Source organism: Acinetobacter sp. ANC 4779 (genome assembly GCF_004331055.1).
In the GTDB taxonomy this organism is placed as follows: Bacteria; Pseudomonadota; Gammaproteobacteria; order Pseudomonadales; family Moraxellaceae; genus Acinetobacter.
This window is the reverse complement of record NZ_SJNU01000017.1, coordinates 1-15,034: the sequence shown is the minus strand read 5'-3', so window position 1 is coordinate 15,034 and position 15,034 is coordinate 1. Positions and strand designations below refer to the sequence as shown.

Here is a 15,034-nt window from a genome sequence, read left to right as displayed (position 1 = left end):
AATTCAATAGTTTATATTTTTGTTATCGTCCCTCTGGGGGCATTAAATTAATTAGTTTTTAATATACCTATATTAAAGTTCGACAGGCTATAGTTATCTGGCAGTGGTAGCGGCACTAGTAAAGAAAGATGCTTTGACCAAAGAAAATAAAACGATATCCTTACAAAAAGATACAATAAAAATCATAAATTTTCTTGTATCACAACGTGTATCACTGAAATATTTTAATTTAATAAAGTATTAAAAATCAAAAAATTATAATGATCATGGGTAGTGCTTATACCTACCAAAATTTAGAGGTTTACACGTTGAAATATGACGTGTAAGCCTTTTTTAATATCTGAAAATAAAAGATGATTAGCATGTATTCCCATCTTTGCGGAATTTCAGGAAGTTATTACCTTGAGTGATTTTAAAGAGTAGACCTTGTGTATAACTCCTTTTGATTCAATTCTGCATAGGAAATTCCACCAGTCACATTGAATCTAAAACCGAGTTTTTTTCTATTTCGATAGTGCTTTGAATGTATTTGTCTTCAGAAGATGAAAGATAAATACATGCTTAAATTTTTGTACCACAAAGCTATTTTGACTTCAAAAATAATTAAGAAATTAATAAAAAATAATAAGTGAAGGAATGCGTACATTACGTTCATTAACCTGAAGTTAATTAATGTTGCTTTAGGTTGATTGATCTTAATCTAGGAAAAGGTTTTTATAGATTGAGATCAAAAATATAGAATTAGGATAAATGACATGGATGGTTCGGTTCAGAACATAGAACGTAAATGGAATAAACGTCGAAATGCCAAACATTTAAAACTAGAAATGGTCAGCAAGTATGCTGATGGCGTAGTTATCCCCACTCAAGATATTGTCCAGGTTTTAGAAAAATTAATTACTGCGGGTGATCGAGTTATTTTAGAAGGAAATAATCAGAAACAAGCTGATTTTCTTTCTCGCTCATTGGCAAAGACCAACCCTGAAATTTTACATGATCTGCATATGATTATGCCGAGTGTAGGTCGTCCTGAACATCTGGATTTATTTGAAAAAGGCATTGCTCGTAAACTTGATTTTTCATTTGCAGGCACACAGAGTCTGCGTATTAGCCAATTGATTGAAGATGGTTTACTTGAAATCGGCGCAATTCATACGTATATCGAACTGTATTCACGCCTACTGGTTGATTTAATCCCAAATGTGGTGCTCTCAGCGGGTTTTATGGCCGATCGTGAAGGGAATATTTATACGGGTGCAAGTACCGAAGACACGCCCGCGTTGATTGAGCCAGCCGCTTTTAGTGATGGCATTGTTATCGTTCAGGTAAATGAGTTGGTCGATAACGTCAAAGATTTACCACGTGTCGATATTCCTGCTTCTTGGGTCGATTTTGTGGTTGTCGCAGATAAGCCATTCTATATTGAACCGCTATTCACTCGTGACCCTAAACATATCAAGCCGGTTCATATCTTAATGGCAATGATGGCGATTCGAGGGATTTATGAACGTCACAATGTGCAGTCCTTAAATCATGGCATTGGTTTTAATACAGCAGCAATCGAACTGATTTTACCGACCTATGGTGAATCTTTAGGTTTGAAAGGAAAAATTTGTACAAACTGGACGCTAAACCCGCATCCAACTTTAATTCCTGCCATTGAAACTGGTTGGGTTCAAAGTGTGCATTGTTTTGGCACAGAACTGGGAATGGAAAAATATGTTGCAGCGCGATCGGATGTATTTTTTACAGGCCGTGATGGCTCATTACGTTCTAACCGCATGATGTGTCAGCTTGCAGGTCAATATGCAGTAGATTTATTTATCGGTGCAACCTTACAAGTTGACGGCAGTGGGCATTCCTCCACAGTGACCAAAGGCCGTTTGGCAGGTTTTGGCGGTGCGCCGAATATGGGACATGACCCACGAGGTCGTCGTCATGCTACACCTGCATGGTTGGATATGCGCCCTACAGGTGCAACAGATACGGATACCTATTTAGCACGCGGTAAAAAACTGGTGGTGCAAATGGTCGAAACTTTTCAAGAGGGTGGAAAGCCAACCTTTGTACATACGCTAGATGCCGTAGAGGTGGCTAAAAAGGCAGGCATGCCACTCGCACCGATTATGATTTATGGCGATGATGTAACGCATCTTTTGACTGAAGAAGGCATTGCTTATCTGTATAAGGCCAGAAATTTAGAAGAACGTCAGGCGATGATTGCTGCTGTTGCAGGCGTGACTGAAATTGGCTTGAACCATAATCCTAAAACAACAGAACGTTTGCGCCAAGAAGGCTTGGTGGTATTTCCAGAAGATCTGGGGATCCGCCGTACAGATGCGACGCGTGAATTGTTGGCTGCAAAAAATATTGCAGATCTTGTGACATGGTCGGATGGACTGTATCAGCCTCCAGCAAAATTTAGGAGCTGGTAATGAATGCTCATGTTCAACCTCACCTTACTCAACACTGTGTTTTGCTCGCAGCTTTTGCAGTAGATGCCTTGATTGCAGAAGTGAATTTAACCCCAAAACCCGCATTGGTAGACCAGCGTGGTAGTGGTGCACATGATGATTTAACACTGGCATTAATGCAGCGTTCTGCACACAGTTTACAGCCAATGTTTTTTAAAATGGCGCAAGCAGCTTTTCAATATAGAACCTGTTCATTGGCATTACGTGAAGCAATTGGTGAAATTGGCCGAGCAGGTGAAGCGGTGATGCTACAAACCACAGGTGGTGTGAATACTCATCGCGGCGCAATTTGGGCATTAGGGTTAATGGTCACAGCCGCCGCATTAGAAAGTTTGACCAGAAAATCCTTCAGTGCGATAGAACTGTGTGAGTTAGCCGGAAAAATTGCTCAATTTGAAGATCGGTTTATTCCTCAGCAGGCTTTAATAAGCCACGGACAGCAAGTACAAAAAACATTAGGGATAAGCGGTGCTAAATTTCAGGCACAACAAGGTTTTCCTGCAATTATTCATTTTGGATTGCCGACCTTGTATAAAAGCCGACTGGCACAGGGTAATGAAACAACCGCGCGTGTAGATGCTTTACTTGCGATGATGACGACCCTGAATGATACCTGTGTTTTATATCGTGCAGGAGCAACTGGGCTGAAAAGAATGCAGCAAGGTGCTCAAAGGGTCTTAGATGTGGGGGGTTATTCAACCGTGGCTGGACAGCATACATTTAATGTCTTAGAGCAGGATCTTCTGGGTTTGAGAGCCTCACCAGGCGGTGTCGCAGATTTACTTGCAGTGACATTGTTTATTGATCGTGTTGAGCAATTTTATTTTAAGAATAAATAGGAAATATCGTCATGGAAATACTGAATTTTGAGTTTCCGGCTGGGAACACCCCCACAAAAAAAGCGATGGTAGGTTGTGTCGGTTCTGGTGATCTGGAAATTTTAATGCAGCCGAGTCAAACAGGAAAAATGTCTATTCAAGTGATGACATCCGTAAACGGTAGTTCACAACGCTGGGAAAAATTGTTTGAGCGTATGTTTACTGAACAAACACCACCCGCTGTTCATATTGATATACATGATTTTGGTGCAACGCCAGGCGTTGTTCGCTTACGTTTAGAACAAGCGTTTGAGGAGGTGAATTGTGGCTAATATACAAGAATTACTGACGAAAAAAAGTTTCATTGAATTAAATGCCAGAGAGCGTGCCAAAGCATTATTAGACGATACAAGCTTTCGTGAGCTATTAGATCCTTTTACTAGAATCATGTCGCCTTGGTTGCCGAAGCAAAATATTGTCCCGCAAGCAGATGATGGGGTGGTTATTGCCAAAGGAACATTGCAACAAAAACCAGTCGTCATCATTTCAATTGAAGGTCTTTTTCAAGGTGGAAGTCTGGGGGAAGTTGGCGGGGCAAAAATTGCAGGTGCTTTAGAGTTAGCCGCGCAAGATAACCGTAACGGTATTCCAACAGCAGCCATTTTACTGCTTGAAACGGGCGGTGTCCGTTTACAAGAGGCAAATTTGGGACTGGCCGCCATTGCAGAAATACAGGCTGCAATTGTTGACTTGAGACAATATCAGCCTGTGGTTGCAGTGATTGCTGGCAGTGTGGGCTGCTTTGGCGGAATGTCCATTGCCGCCGCATTATGCAGTTATTTAATCATGACTCAAGAAGGCCGTTTAGGACTGAATGGCCCTCAAGTCATTGAGCAGGAAGCGGGTATAGATGAATATGATTCGAAGGATCGACCATTTATCTGGAGCATTACCGGTGGACAGCAACGTATTGCCAGCGGCTTGGTCGATGCTTATGTAGAAGATGACCGTCAGCAGATTAAACAGCAAGTTCTGCAATATTTAAACCAAGGTGTACCGACGTTACATCGCAGCTCCAACTATGATTTTTATTTGAATCATTTAAAGGCTGTGGACACGGCAGAGCAGGCGACACCGCTGCAGGTGCGGGCTTTGTATCAAGGAGAACAGGCATGAATATGGATATGCTTGCAGTGAATGCAACCTCAATGCGCGGTCAGCAGTGGTTTAAAGAACTTTCTGCTGATTTTGCCCAAATAGATGAATATACGGAGTCAGTTTGGGTTGCAGATGGTCAAATTTCAGGAAAAAACGTCCGTATTATTGCTGTAGTTCCTAATCCTCAGAATCTGTATCCGCGTGCCCAAAATGGTGAGGTTGGATTGTTAGAAGGCTGGACGCTGGCCAAAGCGGTAGATGACGTTATTCAGGCGGATCAGGATAGTAATCAAAAATGTGCCATTTTATGTATTGTTGATGTCCCGAGTCAGGCATATGGTCGCCGTGAAGAACTTTTTGGTATCCATCAGGCACTTGCGGGTGCAGTTGATAGTTATGCGCGAGCACGTTTAGCGGGACACCCTATTATCAGCTTATTGGTTGGCAAGTCTATGTCAGGCGCATTTTTAGCCCATGGCTATCAGGCAAATCGTATTTTTGCCCTGAAAGATGAAGGAGTCATGGTGCATGCGATGGGAAAAGAGTCGGCGGCCCGTGTGACATTGCGTACTGTCGATGAGCTAGAAAAACTGGCTGCAAGTATTCCGCCAATGGCCTATGACATTGAAAGCTATGCCACATTAGGATTGTTATCCGGGATTTTAAGTGTCACGAATCCTGAACAGCCCACGGCAGAAGATATTACCGCCGTTCAGCAGGTATTTTTAAATGCATTGAATGAGATCCAGACCACTGCTTCTACCGGACTTGAACATCGCTTGCATGGTGAAAATCGACAAGCTTCAAAAAAAGTACGTGAACTGTTGCGTGAGCAATGGTGATGCAAATGCATCTTCAGGCACATGATTTATTATGGGGCATGACGCTTGATTTTTTGCAAGATGATGTACCTGTCTGGGTCAAAGATACTGTTCCACAAGGACATCCTGTAGTTGTGCGGCGGGCTTTAACCGACACAGCAGCAGTTGCCGTAGGTATACGCGGCAAAGCAAGAAATGAGCGTTATGCGGCACATATGCCAATCGCAGCAATTACCAAACAGTTAAAACCAGAGGCATTAAGTGATTTGAACTTGCAATGTTTTCCTCATTTGATGAACCAGTTGCAGATAATTCAAAAGATTATGCAGCAGAAAAATTGGACATGGGGATATACAGGCAGTGTTGGATTTGAACTGGCGACGAGTATTAAAACGGTAACCGCAAACAGCGATATTGATCTTTTAATTCGTACAGAGGAATTTTTACATAAGGATGATGCCAAGCAGCTTGTTCAGCAGCTTGAACACACCGAATTAAAACTGGACGTGCAACTACAAACGCCAAATGGCGGTGTAGCACTAAAAGAATGGGCAAGGACAACAGGCAAGGTCTTACTAAAACGAAATGATTGTGCAGTTTTAGTTAATGATCCTTGGCAGTAAAAGGACATAACAGCATGAGTTCAATTTGGGTATATCCAGGGCAGGGTGCGCAAAAGGTCAATATGCTGCATGACTTACCGAAAATAGCATTAGTGCGGAATTATCTTGAACAGGCAGCAGATCTCCTTAAACAAGATGTACTGTTGCTGGATCAGCCAGAAGCGCTGAAATCGACTTATGCTGTTCAACTTTGTTTGTTTATTTCAGGTGTGGTCAGCTCTTCCTTAATGTCTGAGCAAGGGCCGAAACCGGATTACGTTGCAGGATTATCAATAGGAGCTTGGGCTGCGGCTACCGTAGCAGGGGTACTGAGTTTTGAAGATGGACTTAAGCTCGTTGCACTTCGCGGTCGTTTAATGCAGGAGGCCTATCCGTCAGGTTATGGGATGACAGCTTTGATTGGTACCAATCAAACTGATGTAGAAATTTGGGTTAATCAGATTTATCAACAAAAAAAAGATGTTTTTATTGCTAATTTGAATACAGCAAATCAAATCGTGATTTCCGGGTCGAATGAGTCAATGAAACAAGTTGTTGAAAAACTGCAGGGGAATGGAGTACTGGCCAAGCGTTTAGAGGTGAGTGTGCCATCACATTGTTCATTATTAGATGTTCAGGCAAGACAATTGGCCGAACACATAAAAGGAGTTGCGCAACAACAGCCGAATATACGTTATTTAAGCGGCACATCTGCTCGGTTGCTGATGAAGAAAGAGCAAATTATTGAAGACATCAGCTTCAATATGTGCCGCATGATTGATTGGGAAAGTACCGTTCAATCTGCTTGGGAACGAGGGGTGCGTTTACAGATTGAGAGCTTGCCAGGAACTGTATTAACAGGATTAGCACGACAGACATTTAAAGAAGGAACTGTTTTGTCTTTTCAGGGAACACGTTTAGACAGCCTTATTGGCGCCATGCATAAGGAAAGTGCTCGATCACTGAATACATAAATACATGCATAGATAAATTTAAAGACGGTAATTATCCAAGGATATGAGGAATTAACAATGATTATATATGGAACAGCACTTTTAGCCATTTGCCATTTATTGGGAGATTATTTCGGTAATATGCTGGGTATATTACTTGGTGTCAAAGCCAATGTCGGTGGCGTGGCTATCTCAATGATTTTACTTATTTTATCAAAAGAGCTTTTGGCTAAAAAAGGATATTTACCTAAAATTACTCAGTTTGGTGTGCTGTATTGGTCAGGAATGTACATTCCGATTGTCGTTGCTATGTCTGCTGGACAGAATGTCGTTGCTGCACTATCAGGCGGAATGTTGGGACTGATTGTTTCAATTGCATCATTAATTGGTACCGTTTTAGTGATTCGCTATTTAAATAAAAAGAACGGCGACTATGAAATTTATGAGTGGCCAACTGAAGTAGCAGCTAAGGAAAATGCAGCTTAACTTTTGTTATAAAAATACGAATTCAAGGAATAAAAGGAATTAAATAATGGATGTTCTAATTACGGTATTAAGTAAAAATGCGCTGGTTACTGCACTTGCAGTCACAGGTTTTATGATGTTTGTTTCTCATTTACTTTCAAAGTATTTGACGGGAGGTAAGCTTCAAAGTTCTGCAATTGCAATTACATTGGGTCTGATTGTTGCTTATTTTGCAGGCGTATACACACAAGGGACAAAAGGAATTTCAGATATTGCTATTTTTTCTGGCTTTGCTTTACTTGGCGGCGCAATGATTCGTGACCTTGCAATTGCATCGACTGCCTTTGAAGTTGATGTTAAAGAGGTAAAGAGAGCTGGGAAGATTGGTCTTATTGCATTAGCACTGGGGTGTATTGTTCCTTTTGTGATTGGTGCAATGACAGCATGGTTGATGGGATATAAAGACCCTGTTTCCATGACAACCATTGGTGCTGGGGCAATGACTTATATTGTTGGTCCAATTACTGGTAGCGCGATAGGGGCTTCTTCTGATGTTATTGCGCTCTCGATTGCAATTGGATTGATTAAGTCTGTGTTCTTTATGGTTGGAACGCCATTGCTTGCTAAATTTATGTATTTGAAAAGTCCGCAATCAGCCATGGTGTTTGGCGGTTTAGCCGGGACAACAAGCGGTGTTGCTGCTGGTCTAGCAGGTACTGATGTGCGTTTAGTTCCTTATGGTGCATTGGTTGCAACATTCTATACAGGATTAGGCTGTCTATTAGGACCATCCGTATTCTTTTTGACTGTAAATGCTATTTTTGGCTAAGACGTAATCGGTTTTATCTTGCATAGGCAATTTATTAAGAGTAAATAAATTGCCTTAATTTCAGTTTAAATACTTCTTGAAAACATACGGCATTCAGCAATAAATGCCAATAAATTTGGGTCACGCTCTTTACTTTTCAAGAACACTAAGCCAATTTCTTGCTTAATTTGATATTGTGATTCGAGCCGGATTAACTTTACTGAACTTTCATAAATTGTTGAAATTCTGCCCGGTAGTAAAGCAAATCCAACCCCAGAACTCACCATACTAATCAATGTAAAAATATCACTGACTTCTAAAAAAACTTTCGGGTTAACGCCAGCTTTTTCAAAGATAAAGTCACTATCGTTACGTGTAGCAAATCCTTTTGCTAGGGTCAAAAAGGTCTCATCCTTGAGTTGGCTTAAATTAATTTCATCGAATTTTGAATATTTTGAGTTTTTATGTACCGCTAAAAAAATGTCATCCTGAAACATCGGTAAGCTCTCAAATTCTTGGTCTTGTGTTGTTTCATTAAGCGCAACAATAATGGCATCTAGTTCACTTGCCTTTAACTTTTTGACTAATTCAAGATTTGAACTTAAAGACAACTGTATATCTAAATCGTTACGTCGAAGTTTTAAACCGCTAATGACACTTGGAATCGTATTCACGGTTAAGGAATACAAAGAGCCTAAATGAAATATTTTTGATGCAAACCCTGCAGCTTCACGGGTTTTATTTACAGTGATTACAATATCTTGAACAATTTTCTTTGCATGCTCTTCAAGCACATAGGCACTTTTTAAAGGAATTAAATTTCGGCCTTCATTTTTAAATAAAGGGCAACGTAACGAGTTTTCAAGAGAATGTAATGCCTTATGAACACTGACGTTACTAATTTGTAATTCAGCGGCTGTTTTTGACAAATTTCCACAGCGCATAAATGCTAAAAAAAATTGGATTTTTTTAAGCGTAAGTTCTTCATCTATTTCCACCAAGTTTTACCCAGAACATCTAAATAATATTTATGAATATAGCATGCTAATTTTTATTAGCTAAAACATAAATTTAATCAAAAATGCAAGCTACACAATACTCAATTAAATCCTAGCAGAGATTCGAAATTTAATTTTTATTACCTTGCCATACGATAGTAAAATTCTAGATCAAGTTTATGAAGTAGTACGCTCAAACTGCTCTAACTGTAGAATATGCTGATTAATCTGATGATCCATATCGGGTAGAATTTGCCTTAAAAATTGGCAATATGAAATTGCATCGTTCACTGAAAGTCCGTGTGCTTTTACCAGCTGTTGTTGCTTGTCCAATAAATCACTTACTTGGCGAAAATCTGGTTGTTGTCCCACACTCAATGAATGACTGATTGCTTCAAAATCCTGATAAAGTTGGTCACGTTGTTGAATCAATTCTATTTGAGTCGGTAATGATGTTGAAATTACTGGATCTTGCTTTATAAGCACTTTTTCTTTTTTTAACGAAATATGAGCTTGAGCATTAACAACTTTTGGCTTAACCGTATCTGCTTGAGATATAACAGAGGGTTGAAAGAGATAGACAATGCCGACGAGCGCCAATGTCACAATTATTCCAGCGCTAATCCCAAGTCGTATAGTGCGATCCATCTATTAACCTTGTTAATTTCATTTAAATTAAAAAATAGACCCAATCTAGGATCAGGTCTGTTCAACTCATCAATTATCCACTCATTAACTGTTCATTACTTCGTTGACCAGCCAGCCGGTGCATAACCGATACGAACACGCTGTGGATGATTACCGACTGGTACACTCAGCACCTTTTCACCTGTGGCAAAATCAATTACGGTGACCACATCAGTCGCACTCTCTGAAATCACACAACTTTTTCCATCCGGACTTTGCGTTGCCCAATATGGCTTGCCTGCAGCGATCAGCTTCCCAGCTTTTAGCGTTGTACGGTCGACAATGGTGGCATAGTCATCCATAGTGCCTGCCACACATAATTTCTCACCATCCGCACTGATGGATAATCCATGATGGCGAGAGTCATTGACATATTTGGTTCGGTCAGACGGTATTGTGGAGCTGCCCGGAAGCTGACCAATACGAGTAACTTTATCCTGATTCAGGTCATACTCGATCAAGCCGTTGAAAAACGAAACCTGAGCATAAATTTTAGTCTCATCCTTGCTAAATACGATCGGACGTACTGCATTGGATAAATCCTTACGGCCTACCGCATCGAGTGCTGGACGGAAATCAATTTTTTTGATCACTTTAAATGTATTGGCATCGGCAATGGTAATGAACCGTTTACCTTTGGTGAAATCTTGCCATGCAGCATCCATAGCGGTCTCTACATTGCCAATGGCTGAGTTTAAGATTTTTGTTCCACCACTAAAGAAAATATTTTCATGCGGTTTGTCACCGGTTGCAAAGCGACCCAGTTCCTTACCGGTATTAATATCTAAAACGTGAACCACATTTCCAGAAGAAGCAGATACTGCTAGACGCTGACCATCAGGAGAAACTGCCATATGATCGGCACGGAATCCTTCTACAGGCGTGCGCCAGTTGACCTTGCCGGTAGCAATATTGATAGACACCACATCTGCAAAACTTGGGCGAGAGGCAACCACTGACTTTCCATCGGGTGTTGAGTACATGTCATCAACCAGTTGATCATTCCCTTCACCAGCGGTGGACTGAATATAAGTATAAGCAATCAGTTTAATTGGATTGAGGTGGATTTCCTTTAAACGCTCAGACCGGTCAGGAACCATGTTAATAACACCGATTTTGCCAAAATCCTGTGAGGGACGAATCACGGTTACGGTTCCATCCCAGTTATTGCCCACAAAAAAAACTTGCTGGCTATTCGGTGGGGCAGGCGTTGTTGCTGTGGTTGCATTTACACAGAGGGATGTGAATGCGCTAGATGCAAGCACGACATTCGTAGTCCATTTAAAAAATAATTTTTTGTTTTTCATATCTGTTATATCCAGTTCAGTTCCATGAAAGCAGTTTTTATTTGAATTTTCATTGCTAATACTCCTGTATTAGCAGAACAATAGAATAAAGAACTGAGTGATAATTAACCACAATTACCCGATAATCATGTATACAGGATGATTATTGGCTTAGGGAAATTCACCAAATCTGATCAGTAAATTGAATCATGCGTTATTTAAGTATTTGAAATTTAATTTTTATAAATTCTTATTTAAATCTGTGAAAAGGGATTTTTGCAAAGAATATTTATAAGCATCAAAGTTCAGTGCAGAACTTGAGATTCTAGGCAAACTCATCATGCTCTATGACTCAAGTTTTTAGAAGCTTAAAAATGATGCTGAGAACTGGGTGTAGGTGATCCAATGTTTCACATACTCATCTTTAGCGTAGTGAACGAAATGAGCAAAAGATAGAATTAAGCGAGGTGAATTTGATTTTTTAAATCTTGTTCGAGTTTTGATTGAATTGCTTATCAAATTTATGATTCACAGCAAACAGGGATTGCAAAAATCTACATGATATTTTTTCTAAAAAGCTTACTATAAAAATGATTTTGTTGAGTTTCTAATATTATGTCTCAGATAGATGTTCTCGTTCCCTTGGCTGAAATTGAAGTGAATCGGGCTGAACTTCTCTCCATTCAGCGTAATGATTTAGTGCCTTTGCTGAATGATCAATATCGTCTGAATCATTATGCTGATCAACTTATTCAAGCACAGTCAGTGCTGTTAAACGGGGTAGATCCACATTTAACCCAACAGTTAAGCTCGACCATTGAACAACTGATTCAATCCTTGGCCGATTCAAAAAAATATTTAAAAAAACGTAAGTTTAATGCTTTGCAAAAGTGGCTAGGTATCGACTTGGAATATGGCGCTGGGCAGGTCGAATATTATAAAAATCTGGATCAATTGCTCAACCGTGCCAATCATTTAAGTCAAAAATTGCAAATCGAGATTCAAAAGTCGCAAGCTCGTTTTCAGCAGTTGCTCGGGCTTCGTGAACAAATGGCAAAATATATTATGGCTGCGCAAGAATTCTTGGTGGAATATCCCAATTTTGTCAAGAACCAGCATCCACTCGATAATTTTTCAGAAAGATTATCTAAAAAAATTAATACACTACAAACCTTACAAGCCAGTAATGATATTGCAATTACACAGATGCAGTTATCTCAACAGCTCTCGTTTACTTTGCTGGATCGTTTTAAAGAAGCGCAGCAAGTCTTGATTCCTGCATGGCAATATCATGTTAAACAAAGCAACCAAAGCAATTCGACAAGTGAATTGGAAAAGCTGGATAATAGCCGAGAGAATCTGATCCAAACTTTAAGAAAATCCCTTCAGAAACCGACACATTAAACAGAATATTCAGGTGAAGCATGACCGATTTTGAACAGAAAGATCTCCCTGCTGAAGTGAACACTGATGTGGTTCAGCAAAAATTTCAGCAATTAAATTTACAAGAACTGGGTTTGCAGCATTCAGACTTTAATGAAGTGATGAATGCACATAAAGAATTAGCTGTAATGAACCATACCGCAGTGGCGGAATATGGCAAAAATATTGCGACTAAAACATCAGGCTATACAGATGAGCTACTCAATCTGGTACAGAACAAAGACCTGGACACGACTGGTCAAAAGTTAAACCAGGTGGTACAGGTTGCCCAGCAGTTGAATACCAGCAGCATTCTCAACAAGAAAAAGAGTTCCGGTTTTTTTGGTGGCTTGATCAGTAAAATGAAAGGGGCCAAGCAAAGTTTCGATCAGAATTTTAATAGCACCAAAGAACAAATTGATGTTTTGGTCAAAGAAATTGAAACTTCACAATCGGGACTTAAAAGTCGTGTTGATACCTTGGATAAGATGTTTCAGGGTGTGCAAGACGAATATAAACAACTGGGGATTTATATTGCTGCCGGGAAATTGAAAGAGCATGAAATTCAGCAACAAATCGGATCTTTAACCACACAGCCCCAAGATCAAAATACCGTTCAAAAAGTCTATGACCTCAATCATCTGGCCAATAATCTGGAAAAACGGGTCAGTGATTTACAGGTTTTGCAACAATCGGCGATGCAGACCTTGCCGATGATCCGGATTATCCAGTCTAATAACTTGATGCTGGTGGATAAGTTTTATGCCATTAAAAACATTACTTTACCGGCATGGAAAAACCAGATCAGTTTGGCTATTTCCTTAAATGAACAGAAAAATAGTGTGCAACTGGCCAACAGCATTGATGATGCCACCAATGACCTGTTGCGCCGTAATGCGGACTTGTTGCATCAAAACTCGGTGGATACCGCTAAAGCCAATCAGCGTTCAGTGATTGATATTGAAACGCTTGAACATGTGCAAAACACCCTCATTAAAACTGTTAATGATGTGATTCAGGTGCAGAAAGAAGGCATGCAGAAACGTGCTGAAGCCACGACACGTTTACGTGCCTTGCAAGAAAATTTGAATCATTTGGTTATAGAATCAAGTACCAGTGAAGTGAATAAATCTTAAGAATACGCTTAAGTTCATTGCCTGCATTTTAGGAGAAACCGTTTGCCTCCCTTAGATGAATATGCTGTAAATCCGCAACAGATTGAATTGGGTGTAGTCGCGTTAAAAAAGCGACAACGCAATTTAATGTTGTTGGGTATTACTAGCAGCACTATTTTTATTGCTTCAGTGGTGGCGTTATTTTTACAACATGATTTTGTATATAGCTTTTTTGGGATTAGCACTGAATTAAAGCATTTACATATGCCGATGAGCGTAGATGCAAACCTGGCTGAACTCAGTCAGCATACGGATTATTTTAGCAACCTGATATCTTGGTTTGGTTGGCTGATTTTGAAGCTGTTTGTGTCTTTTGTCGGGGCATTTTTTGTCATTCATTTTTTGAAAAAAATACGTTTCTTTTATACTCGTTTTCAGTCTTTTATTCTGAAATTTGTGAGCTGGCTGGTTGCTTTTATTGTGTTATGGTCAGGCTTAACTTATCTGCAATACGATTTAAATGATAATAGCGATGCCTATGCAGAAGTTATTCAATACGACAAAAATATTCAGCAAAGTGAGTTGGCGCAGGATTTACAGCAGTCAGATCTTGATGCTCCAGTAAAGGCTTATTTACTGGCCCAAACTGCGCTACTGCATAAACCGGTTGATAAAGATGCGGCTATTCCACAGGTTTTAGCTTTGGTGAAGGCAGAAAAGGCAGATCCTCATTTTATTGAATATGGCTTCAAGCCTGAACAACTCTGGACCATGCAGCATCAACTTTATGGAAAAACACTCACCCCGATGGCGCAGAGTGTTTCAAAGCAAGTAGATCAGGCTGAGCAAGTGAGCAATATAGTCAATATTTTTATTATTGCAATGCTCATTCTATCTGCAATTCTGAGCTTGATTTTATTTTTCTTATCGCAGTATTTAAAAGGGCGTGTGTTAAGAGTTGAACAACGCATTACACCTTAAATGAGGTAAGTCAAAAGCCCCGAAAGGGGCTTTTGTGGTTTTTATTGATGGTTATTTCATTGTGGTTTTTCTTAAGTTTTAAAATCATGCTGAGCTTAGGGAGGATAAGATAAATGCTATTTGATTTGATAATCCGATTATAATAATGAAAACAAACCGTTTTACCTATTCATTCATTTATCCTAATATAGCCTTATTCAAAAAGCATTTACTCCCTTGGAGACGTTAGCCATGTTAGACCCAAATACTTCAGCTCAGTTAAAAACACTGCTTGAACGTCTGGAAAGCCCGATTGAAATTGTGGCGACTTTGAACGCTTCTGATAAATCAGACAAGATCAAGGAACTGGTCATGGAAATTGCGGCACTGTCTGATCAGGTCACTGCCCGTTTCGATGGGACAAACTCACGTGCACCCAGCTTCGGAATCGCCAAAGTCGGTGAACA

15 protein-coding genes and 1 pseudogene are annotated in these 15,034 nt (G+C 39.9%); 13 read left to right on the top strand and 3 right to left on the bottom strand.

What is annotated here, in order from left to right:
* Positions 1–755: 755 nt before the first annotated feature.
* The 9 genes from mdcA to madM are packed head-to-tail and all read left to right on the top strand — an operon-like array spanning position 756 to position 8,120.
* Entirely contained in the window at positions 756–2,435 is a 1,680-nt protein-coding gene (mdcA, locus tag E0H80_RS15445) for a malonate decarboxylase subunit alpha (protein ID WP_131367179.1), read from the top strand.
* Positions 2,435–3,313, top strand: coding sequence for a triphosphoribosyl-dephospho-CoA synthase (locus tag E0H80_RS15440; protein ID WP_131367177.1), 879 nt, complete (start codon positions 2,435–2,437; stop codon positions 3,311–3,313). The genes mdcA and E0H80_RS15440 overlap by 1 nt, the downstream gene beginning before the upstream one ends.
* 11 nt (positions 3,314–3,324) lie before the next feature.
* Complete coding sequence (locus E0H80_RS15435) at positions 3,325–3,624, top strand: malonate decarboxylase subunit delta (protein WP_131367175.1); 300 nt, start codon at positions 3,325–3,327, stop codon at positions 3,622–3,624.
* Positions 3,617–4,468, top strand: coding sequence for a biotin-independent malonate decarboxylase subunit beta (locus E0H80_RS15430; protein ID WP_131367173.1), 852 nt, complete (start codon positions 3,617–3,619; stop codon positions 4,466–4,468). The genes E0H80_RS15435 and E0H80_RS15430 overlap by 8 nt, the downstream gene beginning before the upstream one ends.
* Entirely contained in the window at positions 4,465–5,292 is an 828-nt protein-coding gene (gene mdcE / locus E0H80_RS15425) for a biotin-independent malonate decarboxylase subunit gamma (RefSeq protein WP_131367171.1), read from the top strand. The genes E0H80_RS15430 and mdcE overlap by 4 nt, the downstream gene beginning before the upstream one ends.
* Positions 5,292–5,894, top strand: coding sequence for a malonate decarboxylase holo-ACP synthase (locus tag E0H80_RS15420; protein ID WP_131367169.1), 603 nt, complete (start codon positions 5,292–5,294; stop codon positions 5,892–5,894). The genes mdcE and E0H80_RS15420 overlap by 1 nt, the downstream gene beginning before the upstream one ends.
* A gap of 14 nt (positions 5,895–5,908) precedes the next feature.
* Positions 5,909–6,847, top strand: coding sequence for a malonate decarboxylase subunit epsilon (mdcH, locus tag E0H80_RS15415; RefSeq protein ID WP_131367166.1), 939 nt, complete (start codon positions 5,909–5,911; stop codon positions 6,845–6,847).
* 57 nt (positions 6,848–6,904) lie between these two features.
* Positions 6,905–7,312, top strand: a complete 408-nt coding sequence (madL, locus tag E0H80_RS15410; protein ID WP_131367164.1) for a malonate transporter subunit MadL — start codon at positions 6,905–6,907, stop codon at positions 7,310–7,312.
* Positions 7,313–7,358: 46 nt separating this feature from the next.
* Entirely contained in the window at positions 7,359–8,120 is a 762-nt protein-coding gene (gene madM / locus E0H80_RS15405) for a malonate transporter subunit MadM (protein WP_131367162.1), read from the top strand.
* A 65-nt stretch (positions 8,121–8,185) separates the two neighbouring features.
* On the opposite strand, the gene E0H80_RS15400 is transcribed toward madM, so the two are convergent.
* From E0H80_RS15400 to E0H80_RS15390, 3 genes are all read right to left on the bottom strand, one after another.
* Positions 8,186–9,097, bottom strand: a complete 912-nt coding sequence (locus E0H80_RS15400) for a LysR family transcriptional regulator (protein ID WP_131367160.1) — start codon at positions 9,095–9,097, stop codon at positions 8,186–8,188.
* A 177-nt stretch (positions 9,098–9,274) separates the two neighbouring features.
* Positions 9,275–9,703 (bottom strand): hypothetical protein, encoded by a 429-nt coding sequence (locus E0H80_RS15395; protein ID WP_131367158.1) that lies wholly within the window; start codon positions 9,701–9,703, stop codon positions 9,275–9,277.
* A 137-nt stretch (positions 9,704–9,840) separates the two neighbouring features.
* A complete protein-coding gene (locus E0H80_RS15390) occupies positions 9,841–11,091 on the bottom strand; it encodes a YncE family protein (protein ID WP_131367156.1) in 1,251 nt (416 codons plus the stop codon).
* A 594-nt stretch (positions 11,092–11,685) separates the two neighbouring features.
* On the opposite strand from E0H80_RS15390, the gene E0H80_RS15385 reads away from it, so the two are divergent.
* The 4 genes and pseudogenes from E0H80_RS15385 to E0H80_RS15370 all read left to right on the top strand — a co-directional run.
* The gene (locus tag E0H80_RS15385; protein ID WP_131367154.1) at positions 11,686–12,474 is read left to right on the top strand and encodes a tellurium resistance protein; all 789 of its coding nucleotides are present in this window, start codon (positions 11,686–11,688) and stop codon (positions 12,472–12,474) included.
* A gap of 20 nt (positions 12,475–12,494) precedes the next feature.
* On the top strand, positions 12,495–13,628 hold the full coding sequence (locus tag E0H80_RS15380) for a toxic anion resistance protein (protein WP_131367152.1): 1,134 nt from the start codon (positions 12,495–12,497) through the stop codon (positions 13,626–13,628).
* A gap of 42 nt (positions 13,629–13,670) precedes the next feature.
* The gene (locus tag E0H80_RS15375; RefSeq protein ID WP_131367150.1) at positions 13,671–14,588 is read left to right on the top strand and encodes a hypothetical protein; all 918 of its coding nucleotides are present in this window, start codon (positions 13,671–13,673) and stop codon (positions 14,586–14,588) included.
* A 231-nt stretch (positions 14,589–14,819) separates the two neighbouring features.
* Positions 14,820–15,034: pseudogene (locus E0H80_RS15370) on the top strand (alkyl hydroperoxide reductase subunit F); the annotation flags it as partial.

What these genes read in the sequence shown, in the direction of transcription:
- mdcA (WP_131367179.1), top strand. Translation starts at nt 756, where the DNA reads ATGGATGGTTCGGTTCAGAACATAGAACGTAAATGGAATAAACGTCGA.
- E0H80_RS15440 (WP_131367177.1), top strand. Translation starts at nt 2,435, where the DNA reads ATGAATGCTCATGTTCAACCTCACCTTACTCAACACTGTGTTTTGCTC.
- E0H80_RS15390 (WP_131367156.1), bottom strand. Translation starts at nt 11,091, where the DNA reads ATGAAAAACAAAAAATTATTTTTTAAATGGACTACGAATGTCGTGCTT.
- E0H80_RS15435 (WP_131367175.1), top strand. Translation starts at nt 3,325, where the DNA reads ATGGAAATACTGAATTTTGAGTTTCCGGCTGGGAACACCCCCACAAAA.
- madL (WP_131367164.1), top strand. Translation starts at nt 6,905, where the DNA reads ATGATTATATATGGAACAGCACTTTTAGCCATTTGCCATTTATTGGGA.
- mdcH (WP_131367166.1), top strand. Translation starts at nt 5,909, where the DNA reads ATGAGTTCAATTTGGGTATATCCAGGGCAGGGTGCGCAAAAGGTCAAT.
- E0H80_RS15420 (WP_131367169.1), top strand. Translation starts at nt 5,292, where the DNA reads ATGCAAATGCATCTTCAGGCACATGATTTATTATGGGGCATGACGCTT.
- madM (WP_131367162.1), top strand. Translation starts at nt 7,359, where the DNA reads ATGGATGTTCTAATTACGGTATTAAGTAAAAATGCGCTGGTTACTGCA.
- E0H80_RS15380 (WP_131367152.1), top strand. Translation starts at nt 12,495, where the DNA reads ATGACCGATTTTGAACAGAAAGATCTCCCTGCTGAAGTGAACACTGAT.
- E0H80_RS15385 (WP_131367154.1), top strand. Translation starts at nt 11,686, where the DNA reads ATGTCTCAGATAGATGTTCTCGTTCCCTTGGCTGAAATTGAAGTGAAT.
- mdcE (WP_131367171.1), top strand. Translation starts at nt 4,465, where the DNA reads ATGAATATGGATATGCTTGCAGTGAATGCAACCTCAATGCGCGGTCAG.